At 69.5% G+C, this 18,793-nt stretch carries 6 protein-coding genes; all 6 read right to left on the reverse strand.

Features of this window, described 5'->3' with window-relative positions; genetic code table 11:
* Position 1: 1 nt before the first annotated feature.
* The 6 genes from gspG to purL all read right to left on the reverse strand — a co-directional run bounded on the left by gspG (position 2) and on the right by purL (position 18,577).
* Positions 2 to 430: a type II secretion system major pseudopilin GspG gene (gene gspG, locus IB227_RS06620; RefSeq protein ID WP_192286726.1), complete on the reverse strand. Its 429-nt coding sequence runs from the start codon at positions 428 to 430 to the stop codon at positions 2 to 4.
* A gap of 29 nt (positions 431 to 459) precedes the next feature.
* Entirely contained in the window at positions 460 to 1,677 is a 1,218-nt protein-coding gene (locus IB227_RS06625) for a type II secretion system F family protein (RefSeq protein WP_132865045.1), read from the reverse strand.
* Between the two features lie 31 nt (positions 1,678 to 1,708).
* Positions 1,709 to 3,436 (reverse strand): type II secretion system ATPase GspE, encoded by a 1,728-nt coding sequence (gspE, locus tag IB227_RS06630; protein ID WP_243694021.1) that lies wholly within the window; start codon positions 3,434 to 3,436, stop codon positions 1,709 to 1,711.
* 188 nt (positions 3,437 to 3,624) lie between these two features.
* A complete protein-coding gene (locus IB227_RS06635; RefSeq protein WP_132865047.1) occupies positions 3,625 to 5,496 on the reverse strand; it encodes a S8 family peptidase in 1,872 nt (623 codons plus the stop codon).
* Between the two features lie 162 nt (positions 5,497 to 5,658).
* Positions 5,659 to 14,004 carry an ESPR-type extended signal peptide-containing protein gene (locus IB227_RS06650; protein ID WP_225591607.1) on the reverse strand — a complete coding sequence of 2,782 codons (8,346 nt, stop codon included), beginning with the start codon at positions 14,002 to 14,004 and terminating at the stop codon, positions 5,659 to 5,661.
* A gap of 691 nt (positions 14,005 to 14,695) precedes the next feature.
* Positions 14,696 to 18,577, reverse strand: a complete 3,882-nt coding sequence (purL, locus tag IB227_RS06655; protein WP_192286728.1) for a phosphoribosylformylglycinamidine synthase — start codon at positions 18,575 to 18,577, stop codon at positions 14,696 to 14,698.
* Positions 18,578 to 18,793: the final 216 nt, after the last annotated feature.

Raw genomic sequence — 18,793 nt, forward strand, 5'->3', positions numbered from 1 at the left:
CTTACTGGTTGCGGATGTCCGCGTTGTAGCTGTCGCCGCCCGGCTGGCCATCGGCGCCCAGGCTGATCAGGTCGAACGGCTGGCCTTCGCCCGGCGCGCGGTACTGCACCGGGTTGCCCCACGGGTCATTGAACTCGGCCGGCTTGGCGTACGGGCCGAGCCAGCCACTGACACCACCGGGCTGGGTGGCCAGGTCGTCGAGCTTGGCCGGCAGGCGGCCGGTATCGAGCTTGAAGTTCTCCACCTTGCCGCTGAGCGTCTGGATCTGGGTCTTGGCCAGGTTGGCCTTGCCGCGGTCGGCGCCGCCGAGCACGCGGCTGCCGACCAGGGTCAGCACCGCGCCGATCAGCACGATGACGATGATGATCTCCAGCAGGCTCATGCCGGCCTGGCGCGCGTGGAAGGACGGTTGTCGGATGGTTCGCTTCATGCAGGTTTCCTTGTCGGCGAGGTCGGGGGTCAGCCAATGGCGTTGGTCAGGTCGTACAGCGGCACCAGTACCGCGATGATCACCACGCCGACCACCGAGGCGAGCAGCAGGGTGATCACCGGCACCAGCGCGGCGAGCATGCGGTCGATGCTGCGGGCGGTTTCCACGTCGAAGGTGTCGGCGGTCCTGAGCAGCATGCTTTCCAGCGTGCCGGACTCCTCGCCCACCTGGATCATCTGCAGCGCCAGCCGCGGGAAGCGGCCGTTGCGCGACAACGCGCCGGACAAGCCGGCACCGTTCTTCACCGCTTCGGCGGCCTCGGCCACGTCGCCGGCCAGGGCGCGGTTGCCCAGCACGTTGCGGGCGATGCCCAACCCGGCCAGCAAGGGCACGCCGTTGCGCAGCAACGTGCCCAGCGTGCGGCTGAGCCGCGCGGTCTCCAGCCGCGCCACCAGCGGCCCGACCACCGGCCGCTTCAGCAGCCAGGCATCGAAGGCCAGGCGGAACGCGGCATCACGGCGCTTGCGCTCCATCCACAGCAGCGCCAGCGCCGGCACCACGATGAACACGATCCAGCCCTGGCGCACCAGCAGGCCGATCTCCAGCACCGCGCGGGTGAACCATGGCAGGGTCACGTCCAGGCTTTCGTACATCTGCGCGAACTGCGGCACCACGTAGCCCAGCAGGAACAGCAGCGCGCCACCGACCACCACCAGCAGGATGGCCGGGTAGATCATCGCGTTGATCACCCTGCCCTTCAGCTCCTGGCTGCGCTCCAGGTAATCGGCCAGGCGCTGCAGGGTTTCATGCAGGCTGCCGCCGGCTTCGCCGGCGCGCACCATGTTCACGTACAGCCGCGAGAACAGCCCATGCTGGCGTTCCAGCGCCTGCGACAGCGGGGCACCGCCACGCACGGTGTCGCGGATGTCGGCGATGACGCGGCGCGAACGCGCGTCCTCCGGCGCTTCCAGCAGGATGCCCAGCGCACGGTCCAAGGGCTGGCCGGCACCCAGCAGCGTGGCCAGCTGCTGGGTGAACTGCACCAGCATGGCGCCGGCGAACGGGCGTTGCCGCCACTGCTTCCAGCTGGCGCCCTCGAACGCCGAACCGGTCGCCAGCTTCGCCTCGACCGGCATGTGGCCCTGCTCCTGCAGGCGCGCGATCACGTCCGCATCGCTGGCCGCCTCCATCTGCCCGTCCAGCAGTTCGCCATGGGCATCCAGTGCCTTGTAGCGGTACAACGGCATCAGGACGACCGCTCCACGTGCAGCAGGAGGTTCATGCGTCCTCCGTCACGCGCAGGACTTCTTCCAGCGTGGTCTGGCCACGCAGGGCCTTGATGATGCCGTCCTCGTACATGGTGCGCATGCCGGCGGCACGCGCGATCTGCTCGATCTCGCCCATCCCGGCCTTGCGCATCACCGCGTTGCGCAGCGCATCGTCCATCACCAGGAATTCGACGATGGTGGTGCGGCCCTTGTAGCCGGTGGGCGCAACGGCCGATGGCTGCGGCCGGTACAGGTGGATCTGCCCATGCGGCTGGTAACGGCGCAGGTTGAAGCGTTCGATCTCCTCGGCCGAGGCCGGGTAGCGCTGTGCATGCGTGGGCTCCAGCCGGCGCACCAGGCGCTGGGCGAGGATGCCGTTGATGGTGGAGGTGAGCAGGTAGTCCTCCACGCCCATGTCGAGCAGGCGGGTGATGCCGCCGGCGGCGTTGTTGGTATGCAGCGTGGACAGCACCAGGTGGCCGGTGAGCGCGGACTGGATGGCGATGCGCGCGGTTTCCAGGTCGCGCATTTCGCCGATCATGATGATGTCCGGGTCCTGGCGGACGATGCCGCGCAGCGCGCTGGCGAAGTCCAGCCCGATCTGCGGCTTGGCCTGGATCTGGTTGATGCCTTCGAGCTGGTACTCGACCGGGTCCTCGACGGTGATGATCTTGACCTTGTCGGTGTTGAGCTGGCTCAGCGCGGTGTACAGCGTGGTGGTCTTGCCCGAACCGGTCGGGCCGGTGACCAGCAGGATGCCGTGCGGCTGCGCCAGCACGCGGCTGAACTGCGGCATGAATGCATCGTCGAAGCCGAGCCGCTGGAAGTCGAACACCACCGCCTCGCGGTCGAGCAGACGCATCACCACGCTCTCGCCATGCGCGGTGGGCATAGTGCTCACGCGCAGGTCCAGCTCCTTGCCCTGCACGCGCAGCATGATGCGGCCGTCCTGCGGCAGGCGGCGCTCGGCGATGTTGAGCTTGGCCATGATCTTGATGCGGCTGATCACCGCGGCGGTCAGGTTGACCGGCGGGCTTTCGCCATCGACCAGCACGCCGTCGACGCGGTAGCGCACCTTCAGCCGGTTCTCGAACGGCTCGACGTGGATGTCCGAGGCGCGCAGCTCCACCGCACGCTGGATCAGCAGGTTGACCAGGCGGATCACCGGCGCCTCGGAGGCCAGGTCGCGCAGGTGCTCGATGTCATCCAGCGGCGCGGCCTCGCCGTCGGCCGACTCCAGGATGGTGCCCATCGCACTGCGGCCCTGCCCGTGCCAGCGCTCGATCACCTCGTCCACTTCACTGCGCAGGCCGACCACCGGGGCGATGTCGCAGCCGGTGGCAAGGCGCATCGCGTCGATGGCATAGCCGTCCTGCGGGTCGGCCATCCACACGCGCACGCGGCCCTGCTGTTCGCCCAGCGGCAACACCAGGAACTGCTTGAGGAAGCGCAGCGGCACCGGCTCGGCCCCTTCCACCAGCTCGGGCGGGTGCTCGGGGACGTCACGCGCGGCCAGCAGGCGCAGGCCCAGCACCCGCGCGCAGGCCTCGGCATGGTCGCGCTCGGACACCAGCCCCAGCCGCGCCAGCAGCACCAGCAGGTCGCCGCCGGACTCGCGCTGCAACTGCCGCGCACGCTGCAGGTCGGCGTCCTTCAGCCGGCCCTGCGCGAGCAGCTCCTGGACGATGCGTTCGGCAGGCGTGGCCGCAACATTGGCGTCATGGACTACCGCGTTCACGCACTCCTCCTCTGTTGACCGGACTTTAGCAGCTCGCCGCGTCGTTCCATACGCATGAACAGGCGCAATTCCCGCTTCCAGCGTGATTGGCATCCACGTCAGCGCGATTACGCCGGCCCGCCCACCCGGCATGGCCACAACAAAGAACCCCGGCAAGCCGGGGTTCCAAGGACCACAGGAGGAAACGCTTACTGGCGCGCGACCAGGCTCACGCCGCTGAAGCTGCCCGCACCGACCAGCTTGACGTAGTAGGTGCCGGCCTTCGGGGCGGTGAAGCGAATGGTCTCGCTGTTGCCCGGGCGGGTGGAGCTGGCATCGGCCGCGCTGGCCGACGGCTCCTTGTCGAAGCTGGCGTACAGCGAGACGTTGCCGCTGCCACCGTAGCTCATGAAGGTCAGCACCTTGCCGGCCTCGGCCTGGAAGCTGTACAGCACCTCGTTGCCACTGTTGCCGGCCAGGCCGGTCACCGCGACCTTGTTGACCAGCGGCGTGGCCACCGGGCCGCATTCCTCCACGGCCGGGTCGCACGGCGGCGTGGTTGCCTTGAGCAGGGCCGCCTCGATGTTGAGGATGCCGGCGCCGATCGGCGTGGAGGCCGGGATGCTCACCGGGAACGGCTTGACCGTGGAAGTCAGCAGGTCACGCATCTGCGTCCAGGTCAGCGGCGTGTCGACCACGCTCTGCACCATCGCCACCGCGGCGGCCACGTGCGGCGACGCCATCGAGGTACCCACCATGCCCAGCGGCGCCCAGTCCGCGGTCGGCCCCTGCGTGCCTTCGTTGATCACCTGGAAGATCCAGCCGTTGTTGTTCTGCTCGGCGTTGCCGCCCGGCGCGGACAGGTCCACGCGCGGCCCGTAGTTGGAGTAGTACGTGCGCCCGCCGTTGAAACCGGTGGCGCCCACCGAGATCACGTTGTTGCACGAGGACATCGTGTAGCTGCCGGCATTGGCGTTGTCGTTGCCCGCGGCCACCACGATGATGCTGCCGAGGCTGATCGCCTCGTCGATGGCGTCCTGGTAGATGGTCGGGCAGCTCGACGGCGCACCGCTGCCCAGGCTCATGTTGATGACTTCCGCCGGGTTCGGGTTGGCCGGCAGGCCCGGCACGGTACCACCGGCCGCCCAGATGATGCCGTCGGAGATGTCGCTGCCGAAGCCGCCGCAGGAACCGAGCACGCGCACCGGCATCACCTTGGCCTTGAACGCCAGGCCGGCCAGGTTGACGCCGTTGTTGGTCTCCTGCGCGACGGTGCCGGCGACATGGCTGCCGTGCCAGGAACTGACGTCGGCCGCATGCGGGTCGTTGGTCGCCCAGCCAGTGCAGTAGTTCTGCTCGACCCAGTCGCCGATGTCCCAGCCGCCGGCGACGCGGTCATCGCTGTCGCGGCGCGAGACGCGCTTGTCGCTGATCATGTCGTAGCCGGGAATCACGTTGTTCTGCAGGTCCGGGTTGCCCTGCGCGATGCCGGTGTCGATCACCGCCACCACCACGCCCTCGCCCTGCGAGATGTCCCAGGCCTGGGTGGCGTTCACGCCGCTCTGGGCGTTGTAGAAGTTCCACTGCGCCGAGGTCTGCGGGTCGTTGGGCGCGAAGTTCGGGCTCACCTGGGTTGCCAGGCGCTGGTACATCCGGTCGATTTCCACCCGCTCCACCGCGGGATTGGCCTTCAGCTCGCGGATGAAGTTGGCCGCTTCCTGGCCGTCCAGCTCACGCGAGGCCTTCACCACCGCCCAGCCCGGGCTGCCCATGCGGCGCAGCAGCGCGGCACTGGCGGCCGGACGTGCGGCCGACTTGGCCGAAGCGGCGGTCGCCCGGCTCAGCCCGGCGCGCGAGGCCGCGGCATTGATGCCCCGGTTGGCCACGCCTGAATCACGCAGCTCGCTGCTGCCGGCACGGTACTTGACGATGAATCGGTATCCGCCTTCACCGGCGGCCGGCCCACTGTTGAGCGGGCGTGTCGGCAGGCTGCCGGTGTTGGCCGCCAATGCGGCCGGCACGCCCATCGAAACCATCAACACGACACCGGCAACTGCCACTCCAAGCTTGGTCTTCTTCATGTTCGATCTCTCGTCTGCTGGAACAGGGATGGAACTCCATTGCTGCATTGCCTTGCCTTCCCGACCCTCGCTCCACCGGCTGCGGGGGCAGCCGACGGCGGGGCCGCGAACCTTGCTGCAGGCGCCCGCCGGTGATGGCGGGCGCCGCTGTCACCGACGTGCTTACCAGCCGAAGCCGGCGCCCACGCCCACCGAGCTGTCATCGCTGCTGAAGGCACCGCCCAGGGTGACCGTGGCGCGATCGCTGATCGCACGCTGGTAGCCGATGGACAGGGCCGATTCACCGCTCTGGAAGCCCACGCCCACGCCCACGCGGTTCGGCGTGCGTACGCCCGCCGCGCTGGTGGCCATGTTCAACATCGCCGCGTTCATCGCGCCCTGGCGATCAATGCGGCGATCGATATGCCGCAGGCGGTTGTCCATGTCGTTGCGCAGTCCGGTGAAGCTGTCGGTGAGGCTGCCGAACTTGGTGTCGGTATAGCTGTTGGCCGAGGCGACGCCCTGGTCCAGCTGTCCCTTGTTGACCGCGTCGGTGGCCTGGGTGCCGGCAGCAACATTGGTGATCTGCCGCTCCTGCCCGGCACTGCCCACCGACACGGTGTTGGCACGATCGGCCACCGAGCCCTGCCCCAACGCCACGGCTCCCTGCGCGGTGACGCTCGCGCCCTGGCCCACCGCGGTCCCGGAGGCGGCACTCACGCTGGCGCTTTCACCCACCGCAACGGCATTGGTGGCCGCCGCGGTGATGTGGGTGTTGGCCCCCACCGCGGTGCTGCCGTCGGCATCAACGCGGGCGTTGCTGCCCAGCGCGGTGTCGTTCGGGCCATGCGCGTAGCTGCTGTTGCCCACCGCGGTGCCGGCGGCGTTGTTGGCCTTGGCCTGGTCGCCCAGTGCGACGCCGCCGGTACTGGCGGTGGTGTCGACGCTGGCGGTACGGGGACCATTGCCATTGCCATTGCCATTGCCATTGCCGTTGCCATTTCCATGGCCGTTCCCGTTCCCGTTCCCGTTCCCGTTGCCATTCCCTGCCAGGCGGCCGTTGATCGAGGTGACCTGGTTGTCCAGTGCCGTCAACGCCGCACCGACGTTGTTGTAGCTGCTGCCCTGGATCACGTAGGTCGGCGCGACGAACACGCCCTGCATGCCGATGCCGGCACCACCGCCGAGGAAGCTGGCCATGTTGCCCAGCGATTGGAACAGCTGGCCCCCGTTGACCGCCTGCATGCTGCCGGCGGCGATGTTGCCGGCGGCCACGTTGTCCAGCGTGGTTCCCTTCACGCCGGCCAGGGTCATCGTGTCGCGACTGCTGTCATCGTAGGTCACGGCATTGGCGGTGACGTTCTCCACCGTGCCGATGCGGCCATCGATGTCGTCCACGCGCGTCTCCACCGCACCGACCCGCTGGTTGGTGACGTACAACTGGCCACCGGTCACCGCATCGGTGCTGTTCTGGGCGACGCGGCCGTTGGCGACGTTGACGATGCGGCGCGTGGCCGGGCCGTCGGTGCCATTGCCACCGCCCACCGAGACCACGTTTGCCTCGGTCGCACGCGAACCGGCACCCAGCGCAACCGAGTTGGCGCCGGACACCCCGGCACCGGCGCCGATGGCGACGCTGTTGACCCCGTTGCTGGCGAACGCGCCATAGCCGATCGCCACGCCGTTGGTCGCGGTGATCGAGGTCTGCCGGCCCAGCGCGGTGCTGTTGGTGCCACGCGCCGATGCATCCGCGCCGACCGCCGTTGCACCGGTGGCGTTGGCGGTGCTGGCCGTGCCCAACGCCGTGGAACGGTTGGCGCTGGCGTTGGCACCCGAACCGGCGGCCAGTGCGTCCGTGCCGCCCGCGCTCGCCGCCGCACTGCCCGTGGCCTGGAAGTACTTGCTGGTCTGGCCGGCGCTGGTTGCCACCGCATCCAGCTGCGACTTGTTCACCGCATCGGTGGCCTCGGTACCGGCGGCCACGTTGGTGATCTGGCGTTCGTTGCCGGCACTGCCCACCGACACCGTACCGGCGCGGTCGGCGACCGAGCCGGCACCCAGGGCCACCGAACCGGTGCCACTGGCCTCCGCCCCCATGCCCAGCGCGGTGCTCTGCTGGCCCACCGCCCAGGCATTGGCGCCCACCGCGGTGGCGTCATCGCCGAAGGCCCAGCTGGCGCTGCCGATCGCCACCGCATTGGTCGAACCAATGCCGAACAGGCCGAAGCCGGTCTCGGCACCATCACCGATCGCCAGGCTGCCTTCGCCCAGTGCCGAGGCATTGCGGCCCACGGCCACGTTGCCGTCCTCGTAGGCCGCCGCATTGAAGCCCATCGCGGTCGTGCCCGCGCCTTCGGCATAGCTCTGCGAACCGGTCGCGGTGCTGTAGTCGCCCAGGGCGTTGGCAACCGCGCCATTGGCGGTGGACTGGTCGCCACGTGCCAACGCGCCCACGCCGCTCGCCGTGGCGGCGAAGCCTTCGGCATTGGCGCTGGCACCCAGCGCGGTGCCACCGACGCCGGCGCTGGTCGCACCGGTATCCACCGGCACGCCACCGACGTTGATCAGCGCATCGCCGTTCTCGTCCACCGCGTTGCCACCGACGGCCACCGCACCCGGGCCCATCGCCTGCGCGTTCTGGCCGAACGCGGCGGCGTTCTGGCCGCTGGCCAGGGCGTTCATGCCGACCGCGGTCGCCCCGTCGGACAGGGCATTGGCACCGCTGCCGTAAGCCGAGGCACCGTTGCCGTAGGCATTGGCTGCCTCGCCGGCGGCCACCGCATTCTCGCCCTCGACGTAGGCACCGACATCACTGTCGGCACTGCCGCTGGCCTTGAAGTACTTCGCGGTTATCTGACCTTCCTCGGCAACGGCGGCCACGTCGTCCAGCTGTGCCTTGTTCACCGCGTCGGTGTCCTCGGTGCCGGCGGCCACGTTGGTGATCTGCCGTTCGCTGCCGACATCGCCCACCGACACCGTGTTGTCGCGGCCCGCCACCGATCCGGCACCCAGCGCCACCGAGTTCTCGGCGCCCGCCTGCGCACCCGCACCCACGGCGGTGCTGCGCTGGTCGAAGGCCCAGGCATTGGCACCCACCGCGGTGGCGTCATCGCCGAAGGCCCAGCTGCCGCTGCCGATCGCCACCGCGTTGGCCGCACCGATGCCGAACAGGCCGAAGCCGGTCTCGGCACCATCACCGATCGCCAGGCTGCCTTCGCCCAGTGCCGAGGCATTGCGGCCCACGGCCACGTTGCCGTCCTCATAGGCCGCCGCATTGAAGCCCACCGCGGTCGTGCCCGCACCTTCGGCATAGCTCTGCGAACCGGTCGCGGTGCTGTAGTCGCCCAGGGCGTTGGCAACCGCGCCATTGGCGGTGGACTGGTCGCCACGTGCCAACGCGCCCACGCCGCTCGCCGTGGCGGCGAAGCCTTCGGCATTGGCGCTGGCACCCAGCGCGGTGCCACCGACGCCGGCGCTGGTCGCACCGGTATCCACCGGCACGCCACCGACGTTGATCAGCGCATCGCCGTTCTCGTCCACCGCGTTGCCACCGACGGCCACCGCACCCGGGCCCATCGCCTGTGCGTTCTGGCCGAACGCGGCGGCGTTCTGGCCGCTGGCCAGGGCGTTCATGCCGACCGCGGTCGCCCCGTCGGACAGGGCATTGGCACCGCTGCCGTAAGCCGAGGCACCGTTGCCGTAGGCATTGGCTGCCTCGCCGGCGGCCACCGCGTTATCACCCTCGACGTAGGCACCGACATCACTGTCGGCACTGCCACTGGCCTTGAAGTACTTGCTGGTGGTGTCGGCCACAGCGGCCACTTCGTCCAGCTGCGCCTTGTTCACCGCATCGGTGTCCTCGGTGCCGGCGGCCACGTTGGTGATCTGCCGTTCGTTGCCGACATCGCCCACCGAGACCGTGTTGTCACGCTCGGCCAGCGAGTCGGCACCCAGCGCCACGCTGTTTGCTCCCTGCGCGATGGCCGCGTTGCCCAGCGCCGTGCTGTTGGTACCCGGCGACCACGCGCCACCGCCCACGGCGGTGGAGTAGTCGCCCGAGGCCTCGGCCGGCAGCAGGCCGAACAGCGACCCGCCCACCGCGACGCTGTTGTAGCCGGTCGCCAGCGCGCCCTGGCCGGCGGCCAAGCTGTCTTCGCCACTGGCCACCGCATCGGCGCCAACGGCCACGTCGTTGCTGCCGCTGGCCGTGCTGCTGTTGCCCAGCGCGGTGCTGTTGAAGCCCGCCGCCTGTGCATAGCCACCCACCGCCGTGGCGTAGCTGGCCGTAGCCTGCGCGGCGAAGCCCTGCGCGCTGGCCGTGGTGCCACTGGCCACGCTCTCCGCGCCCAGCGCGGTCGCGCCGCTGCCTTCGGCGCTGCTGTAGTAGCCCACCGCGGTGGACTCGATGCCATCGGCTTCGGCCAGCACGCCCACCGCCGTGGCGCCATCCCCCGAGGCCGCCGAGGCCGCACCGAAGGCCGCGCTCTGCTCGCCGCTGGCCACGCTTTCCGAACCCACCGCCGTGGCGTACTCGCCGCTGGCGATCACGCTGTCACCGGCGGCGAAGCTGCTGCCACCACTGGCGATGCTGTTGCTGCCCACCGCCGTGGCGTTGTCGCCATCGACGAAGTTGGCGAAGCCGAACGCGCTGCTGTTCTGCCCATCGACCTGGTTGAAGTTGCCCACCGCCGAGCTGTTGGTGCCGTTGGCGGTGTTCACGTAGCCCACCGCACTGGCGTAGTCGCCCGCCGCGCTGTTGTAGCTGCCCACCGCGATGCTCTCCGCACCGCTGGCCACCGAGCCCACGCCCGCCGCCGTGGCACCGTCGCCGCTGGCCACCGCGTCGTCGCTGCCGTCACCGGCACCGTTGGCCTTGAAGTAGCGGCCCGCCAGCAGCGCGCCTTCGGCCGCTGCATTGAGCTGGTCCACGTTCACCGCGTCGGTGCCTTCGGTACCGGCGGCGACGTTGGTGATCTGCCGGTCGATGGCGGCATGGGTCACGCCGGCCGCATCGGTCCATTCCTGCGCGGCACCCACCGACACCGTGTTTGCCCGGTCGGCCAGCGAACCGGCACCCAGCACCACGCTGTTCTGCGCGTCTTTGGTGGTCCACGCATTGGAGCCCAGCACGGATGCGTTCTGCGCCTGCGCGTAGCTGTTGTAACCGACGACGGTGGCGCCGTCCTCGGTCGCCCATGCCTCGGCACCGAGCGCGGTGGTCTGCTTGCCCTCGGTTTCGCTGTAGGCATCCTGCCCGGCCAGTGCATTGGTGCCGACCGCCACGCCCATTTCACCAGTGGCGGCGTTGTTGCCGACCGCCACGCCGCCCTGCCCGGCGCGCGTCTGCACGCCGAAGGCGGCACCGGCAATGTCGGCGATGGCGTTCTGGCCCACCGCGGTGGCCACCTCGGCGGCCTGCGCCTGGGTGCCCACGGCGGTACCGAAGAACGTCGCATATGCGCCCGAACCGACCGACACCGCCTGCCAGGCATCGGCGGTCGCGCCGAAGCCGATGGCCGTGGACTCACGCCCGGTGGCCCATGCCGCGTTGCCGATGGCGGTCGCGGCCAGGCCCGAGGCCTGCGCGTCCGCACCGATGGCCGCGGCGAACAGGCCATTGGCGCTGCTGTCCGCACCAATGGCCAGCTGCCCGCCCTGCGCGGTGCTGGCATTGGTACCGATGGCGATGTTGTCCTGCGCCGATGCATTGGCGTTCAGGCCAACAGCGATGGCACCCTCGCCGGTCGCCAGCGCGCTGGTACCCAGCGCGGTCGCGTTGTCGGCCAGTGCATTGGCACCGTTGCCGTAGGCCGAAGCGCCATTGCCGATGGCGTTGCTGGCCTCGCCGGCCGCCGTCGCGTTCTGGCCCTCTGCCAGCGCACCAGCATCGCTGTCGTCGCCACCGGTCGCCTTGAAGTACTTGTCGGTGTTGGAGGCGACGGCGGCGACATCGTCGAGTTGCGCCTTGTTCACCGCATCGGTGGCCTCGGTGCCGGCCGCCACGTGGGTGATCTGCCGTTCGGCACCATCGCTGCCGACCGACACGGTGTCGTCGCGATCGGCCACCGAGTTGGCACCCAGCGCGACGCTGTTCACGCCACTGGCCTCGGCCAGGAAGCCCACGGCGGTGGCGTTCTCGGCATTGGCGTAGCTGCCGCCGCCGATCGCGGTGGCGCCGTCACCGGCGGCCGCGGCCAACGTGCCCAGCGTGGTCGCCTGCACCCCTTCGGCGGTCGCCGCGGTGCCCACGGCGGTCGCGCCCAGGTCGGTCGCCTGCGCGCCGTTGCCCAAGGCGGTGGATGCAACGCCACTGGCCTCGGTCGCCTGGGTGATGAAGCCCGGGAAGCCGTACAGCAGGTCGCCGATGTCGGCCACGCCGCCCACCGCGGTGCTGTAGTCGCCGCTGCTCACCGCCGCGAAGCCCACCGCGGTGGCATAGGTGGCCGTGGATTCACTGCCATAGCCCAGCGCCGTGCTGCGTGCGCCGCTGGCATCGGCAAAGCTGCCGTTGGCGGTGGAATAGGCCCCGCCAGCGCTGCTGCGGTAGCCGGTGGTGGTGGATTGCGCACCCTCGGCCGTCGCGCCGGCACCATTCGCCGTCGAGAACGCCCCGGTCGCCACCGCGCCGGCGCCAAAGGCCGATGCGCCCACGCCGGACGCCGTGGTGGTCTGGTCCAGCACGACGTTGCCGTCGGCATCCTCGAAGTACAGGCGGCCACCGTTGGCGGTGCTGGAATCCCCTTCGGCCACCGCGTTGTAACCGGTGGACGTGGCGTACTGGCCGGTGGCGACCGCGCCGCTGCCGATGGCCGAAGCCCCCAGCGCCAGTGCCGAACTGGAAGAACCCAGCGCGGTGGCGTAGTCCCCCTGCGCCATCGCGTTGCTGCCCGATGCAGTCGCCTCCTCGCCTTCGGCGATGGCGCCGTTCTCGCCGGTGGCAACGAAGTACTTGCTGTTGGCGGTGGCTTCGTCCAGTTGCGCCTTGTTCACCGCATCGGTGTCCTCGGTGCCGGCGGCCACGTTGGTGATCTGCCGCTCGTTGCCGACATCGCCCACCGAGACCGTGTTGTCACGCTCGGCCAGCGAGTCGGCACCCAGCGCCACGCTGTTTGCTCCCTGCGCGATGGCCGCGTTGCCCAGCGCCGTGCTGTTGGTACCCGGCGACCACGCGCCACCGCCCACGGCGGTGGAGTAGTCACCCGAGGCTTCGGCCGGCAGCAGGCCGAACAGCGACCCGCCCACCGCGACGCTGTTGTAGCCGGTCGCCAGCGCGCCCTGGCCGGCGGCCAGGCTGTCTTCGCCACTGGCCACCGCATCGGCGCCAACGGCCACATCGTTGCTGCCGCTGGCCGTGCTGCTGTTGCCCAGCGCGGTGCTGTTGAAGCCCGCCGCCTGTGCATAGCCACCCACCGCCGTGGCGTAGCTGGCCGTGGCCTGCGCGGCGAAGCCCTGCGCGCTGGCCGTGGTGCCACTGGCCACGCTCTCCGCGCCCAGTGCGGTCGCCCCATTGCCTTCGGCGCTGCTGTAGTAGCCCACCGCGGTGGACTCGATGCCATCGGCTTCGGCCAGCACGCCCACCGCCGTGGCGCCATCCCCCGAGGCCGCCGAGGCCGCACCGAAGGCCGCGCTCTGTTCGCCGCTGGCCACGCTTTCCGAACCCACCGCCGTGGCGTACTCGCCGCTGGCGATCACGCTGTCACCGGCGGCGAAGCTGCTGCCGCCACTGGCGATGCTGTTGCTGCCCACCGCCGTGGCGTTGTCGCCATCGACGAAGTTGGCGAAGCCGAACGCGCTGCTGTTCTGCCCATCGACCTGGTTGAAATTGCCCACCGCCGAGCTGTTGGTGCCGTTGGCGGTGTTCACGTAGCCCACCGCACTGGCGTAGTCGCCCGCCGCGCTGTTGTAGCTGCCCACCGCGATGCTCTCCGCACCGCTGGCCACCGAGCCCACGCCCGCCGCCGTGGCACCGTCGCCGCTGGCCACCGCGTCGTCGCTGCCGTCACCGGCACCGTTGGCCTTGAAGTAGTGCTGCACGTTCTCGCCGGCGGCCGCCACGGCATCCAGCTGCGCCTTGTTCACCGCATCGGTGGCCTCGGTGCCGGCGGCCACGTGGGTGACCTGCCGCTCGCTGCCCGACGTGCCCACCGAAACGCTGTTGGCGCGGTCGGCGACCGAGCCGGCACCCAGTGCCACGCTGCCGTCGGCCGAGGCGACCGTGCCGGCGCCAATGGCCACCGCGTTGCTGCCCGTGGCCTGCGCGTCACCGGACGTCGCGCAATCCACCAGGGTCGCGCTGCCCAGCACCATGCACTGCCCGCTGCCGCCCACTTCGACCGATTGCGCCTGTACGGCGGTAACCGTTCCTGCGCCCAGTCCCAGGGCGATGGCCAGGGACAAGGCCTGCAGCCGATGGCTGCCGGCGCGTCGCTCATCGACGACGACGCCCGACGCGTTGGAAGTGGCCAACTCCGATGCCACGACCAGCTGCCCCAATGCCTTGTTCCACACCTTGCGATAAATCCGATTCATCGTCACAGCTCCTCAAGTGGGGTGGTTTATTCCGCTTGCAGAAACGGCCATCGCTGGACTGAACGCGTCCAACGATCCCCCTGAGGTGTTGTGGATCCTGTCTCCCGGACAACCGGGCACGCGAGGCTCACGCCTGCCGTGGCGGCTCTCGCCCGTACGGATGTGTAACCACGGTTCCGTACGTGTCGAGGCGCTACAGGATGGTTCGAGTGTTAATCGACGATTTATCTAGCGTCAAGTTTCCGGCTGCATAACGACTTTTGAGATGCGTCGCACAAATCTCCCTCCCAAAGGAGATGATTTTTGGGAAATTTCTTATGAAACAAACGGATGCGTGTGTTGTCCCCAAGCCATCGCCGCACGCTCTGCAGGCATGACGGGCCCGGCCGACGGCCAGCCCCGGGCCTTGTCCCACGGGCGTTTCCAGCCAATCTTCGGGCGGGGGACCCGATCCCGATGGCGACGCGTGTTCAGGACGACTTTTTTTGCGCTGCAGGAATGACCGCAGCGCCGGACGCGCGCCAAACCGTCCCGGGCAGCCTGCCACCGCCACCGGATACCCGGCCACCTGAACCCCGCATCCGGGACCTGCCCGCCACCGGCCTGTCCACCCCAACAAAAAAGCCCGCGGCAGCGGCCACGGGCTTTCCCGGACGGCCCCGACAGGGTCGGGGCCATTTCCCAGCGTTACTCAGCCACACCATACGCGGGCATTGCGGAACATCCGCAGCCACGGCGAATCCTCGCCCCAGCGCGCCGGCGCCCAGCTCAGGTTGACGGTGCGCGGGGTGCGCTCCGGGTGCGGCATCAGGATGGTGACGCGGCCATCGCTGGTGGTCAGGCCGGTGATGCCGTCCGGCGAACCGTTCGGGTTCAGCGGGTACTGCTCGGCCACGCGGCCATCACCATCGACGTAACGCAACGCGATGCTGGCCGCGGCCTGGTCCACCGCACTGTCGAACTCGGCGCGGCCTTCGCCGTGGGCCACGGCCACCGGCAGGCGCGAACCGGCCATGCCACGCAGCAGGATCGACGGCGACTCCTGCACTTCCAGCAGGGCGGTGCGTGCCTCGAACTGCTCGCTGCGGTTGCGCAGGAAGGTCGGCCAGTGCTCGGCACCGGGGATGATGGCCTTGAGCTGGCTGATCATCTGGCAGCCGTTGCACACGCCCAGCGCGAAGGTATCCGGGCGGGCGAAGAACGCGGCGAAGGCCTCACGCAGCGCCGGTCGCTCCAGGATCGAAGTCGCCCAGCCACGGCCGGCACCGAGCACGTCGCCGTAGCTGAAGCCGCCGCACGCGGCCAGGCCGCGGAAATCGGACAGCTGCACGCGGCCGGCGATCAGGTCGCTCATGTGCACGTCGTAGGCATCAAAACCCACGCGCTCGAAGATGTTGGCCATCTCGATCTGGCCGTTGACGCCCTGCTCGCGCAGGATCGCGATCTTCGGCCGCGCACCGGTGGCGATGAACGGTGCCGCCACGTCCTCGGCCGGGTCGAAGCTCAGCTTCGGCTTCAGGCCCGGGGCGTTGAAGTTGCGGGCCACCGCGCGTTCCTGGTCGGCCGCTTCCGGGTTGTCACGCAGCTTCTGCATGGCGTGGGTCACCGACCACCAGGCGTCGAACAGGTCTTCCCAGCGCCACTCGGCCAGGCTTTCGCCGCCCAGTTGCACGCGCACCACCGGCGCGGTGGTCGGGCGGGCGATGCGCTGCGCGCACTCGGTCAGCGCATGGCGCTCGACCAGGTCGGCGAACGCGGCGCGGTCTTCCCTGGCGATCTGCACCACGGCGCCGAGTTCTTCGTTGAACAGGCTGCGGAACGGGTCATCGCCCCAGGCATCGAGCACGATGTCCAGGCCCAAGCGCGAGGCGAAGGACATCTCGCACAGCGCGGCGAACGCACCACCGTCGCTGCGGTCGTGGTAGGCCAGCAGCAGGCCGGCTTCACGTGCATCGCGGATCAGTTCGAAGAACCCACGCAGGCGCTCGGGGTCGTCCAGGTCCGGCACTTCACCGGCAAACGCCGGCAAGGCACTGTGGTCGGCCTGGGTCTGGGCCAGGATCGAACCACCCAGGCGCTGTTTGCCCGCGCCCAATCCGATCAGCCACAACTCGCTTTCGGTTTCACGGTCGAGCAGCGGGGTCAGCTGCTGGCGCGCATCGACCACCGGCGCGAACGCCGAGATCACCAGCGACACCGGCGACACCGATTTCTCGGCCTTGCCGTCAGCCTGCCACTGCGCCTGCATCGACAGCGAGTCCTTGCCCACCGGGATGCTGATGTCCAGCTGCGGGCACAGTTCCATGCCCACCGCCTTGACCGCGTCGTACAGCAGCGCGTCTTCGCCGTCGTGGCCGCAGGCGGCCATCCAGTTGGCCGACAGCTTGACCGTGTCCAGCGAGGTCACCGGCGCGGCGCACAGGTTGGTGATGGCTTCACCCACCGCCATGCGCGCCGAGGCGGCGGCGTTGAGCAGGGCCAGCGGGGTACGCTCGCCCAGCGACATCGCTTCACCGGCGTAGGTGTCAAAGCCGGCCAGGGTGATGGCGACATCGGCCATCGGCAGCTGCCACGGGCCGATCATCTGCTCGCGCGCGGTCAAGCCGCCGACGCTGCGGTCACCGATGGTGACCAGGAAGCTCTTGGAAGCAACGGTCGGATGCGCCAACACGCGCAGGCCGGCTTCATGCAGGTTGATGCCGGCGGTCTTGAGCTGCGGCCAACGCGGTGCAGCCGGATGCGTGGTGTCGCGATGCATCTTCGGCGCCTTGCCGAACAGCACGTCCATCGGCAGGTCGATCGGCGCATCGGCCGGGATGTTGCCCGGCGTAGCGCCGTAAGCGACGACCAGGCGCTCCTCGGCGGTGGCGATGCCGACCGCGGCGAACGGACAACGCTCGCGTGCGCAAATGTCGGTGAACTCGGCCAGGCGCCCGGCCGGGATGCCCAGCACGTAGCGTTCCTGCGATTCGTTGCACCACAGTTCCAGCGGCGACAGCGACGGATCGTCGGTGGGCACCTTGCCCATATCGATCACGCCACCCACGCCGGAGTCGTGCAGCAGTTCCGGGATGGCGTTGGACAGGCCGCCGGCGCCGACGTCATGGAAGAACTTGATCGGGTTGTCGGTGCCCATGGCCACGCAACGGTCGATCACTTCCTGGCAGCGACGCTCCATTTCCGGGTTGTCGCGCTGCACGCTGGCGAAATCCAGGTCCTCGGCGCTTTCGCCCGAGGCAACCGACGAAGCGGCACCACCGCCCAGGCCAATCAGCATCGCCGGGCCGCCGAGCACGATGACGATGTCACCGTCCTGCAGGCGCAGCTTGTCCACCTGCACGCGGTCGATCGCGCCCAGGCCACCGGCCAGCATGATCGGCTTGTCATAGGCGCGGGTGATCTCGCCTTCCGGCAGTTCGAAGCTGCGGAAGTAACCCAGCAGGTTCGGGCGGCCGAACTCGTTGTTGAACGCGGCGCCGCCGAGCGGGCCGTCGAGCATGATGTCCAGCGCCGGCGCCATGCGCGGGTTCAGCGCGCGCGGCGCTTCCCACGGCTGCGGCAGGGTCGGGATGCGCAGGTGCGAGACCGAGAAACCGGTCAGGCCGGCCTTGGGCTTGCCGCCGCGGCCGGTCGCGCCTTCGTCGCGGATTTCGCCACCGGCACCGGTCGAGGCACCCGGGAACGGCGCGATCGCGGTCGGATGGTTGTGGGTTTCCACCTTGATCTGGAAGGCGCTGGGCACCACCGCTTCGCTGCGGTACTTGCCGCTGGCCGGGTCCGGGCGGTAACGCGCGGCCGGTTCACCCTCGATCACCGCAGCGTTGTCGCTGTACGCGCTCAACGTATGCTGCGGGGTCTGCTGATGGGTGTTCTTGATCATCTTGAACAGCGAGCGGTCCTGCGCCTGCCCATCGATGGTCCAGCTGGCGTTGAAGATCTTGTGGCGGCAGTGCTCGGAGTTGGCCTGCGCGAACATCATCAGCTCGACGTCGGACGGATCGCGGCCCAGCTCGGTGTAGCGCTGGCGCAGGTACTCGATCTCGTCCTCGGCCAGGGCCAGGCCCAGTCGCTTGTTGGCGCTTTCCAGGTCGGCCAGGGCGATGCGCTCCAGCTGGCCACGCGCCAGGCTGGTGAACAGTGCCTGCGCCTGCCCGATGTCGGTCAGCAGCGACTGCGTCATCGGGTCGTGCAGCAGCTTGGCCACGGCGGCCTGCTGGGCCGGGTCGGCCGGCCAGCCGCTCAGGTCGATGCGGGTACCGCGCTCCACGCGCTGGATCGCCAGGCCGGCGCCACGCACCAGCTCGGTGGCCTTGCTCGACCACGGCGACAACGTGCCCAGGCGGGGCACCACGTAGCGCGACACCGCGCCGTCGGCGCGTTCGGCCGCCTGCGGCTGGCCCTGCACGATACGGCCCAGCGTGGTCAGGTCGACCGCGCCGGCATCGGCAGCTTGGGTGAAATAGACATGCCAGGCACCGGTGATACGCAGGTCGGCGGCGATGGACTGCAGGCGGGATTCAAGACGTTCGCGACGGAACGGCGAAAGGGCAGCTGCGCCCTCGAGGACGATCATGTCCGGGAAACCATGGTTAGGAATCGGGCCCGGCATTGTACCGGAGTCCGCCGCCGCTCCCCTGATTTCCGGTTCAGCGCGGGCAGGCGCTGGCCGGGCGCCAGCGGCAATCGCCCGGTGTGGAGGGAAAGCAGGGTTACGGTTCCCCCCTCGCTATGCTCATTCAGCCGGTGGCGCTGCCCCGGCCCGTCCGCCCGCCTTCCCGCTCGCCAACGG

This window comes from Stenotrophomonas sp. STM01, from assembly GCF_014852135.1.
GTDB lineage: Bacteria > Pseudomonadota > Gammaproteobacteria > Xanthomonadales > Xanthomonadaceae > Stenotrophomonas > Stenotrophomonas capsici.

What these genes read in the sequence shown, in the direction of transcription:
- gspG (WP_192286726.1), bottom strand. Translation starts at nt 430, where the DNA reads ATGAAGCGAACCATCCGACAACCGTCCTTCCACGCGCGCCAGGCCGGC.
- IB227_RS06625 (WP_132865045.1), bottom strand. Translation starts at nt 1,677, where the DNA reads ATGCCGTTGTACCGCTACAAGGCACTGGATGCCCATGGCGAACTGCTG.
- IB227_RS06635 (WP_132865047.1), bottom strand. Translation starts at nt 5,496, where the DNA reads ATGAAGAAGACCAAGCTTGGAGTGGCAGTTGCCGGTGTCGTGTTGATG.
- IB227_RS06650 (WP_225591607.1), bottom strand. Translation starts at nt 14,004, where the DNA reads ATGAATCGGATTTATCGCAAGGTGTGGAACAAGGCATTGGGGCAGCTG.
- purL (WP_192286728.1), bottom strand. Translation starts at nt 18,577, where the DNA reads ATGATCGTCCTCGAGGGCGCAGCTGCCCTTTCGCCGTTCCGTCGCGAA.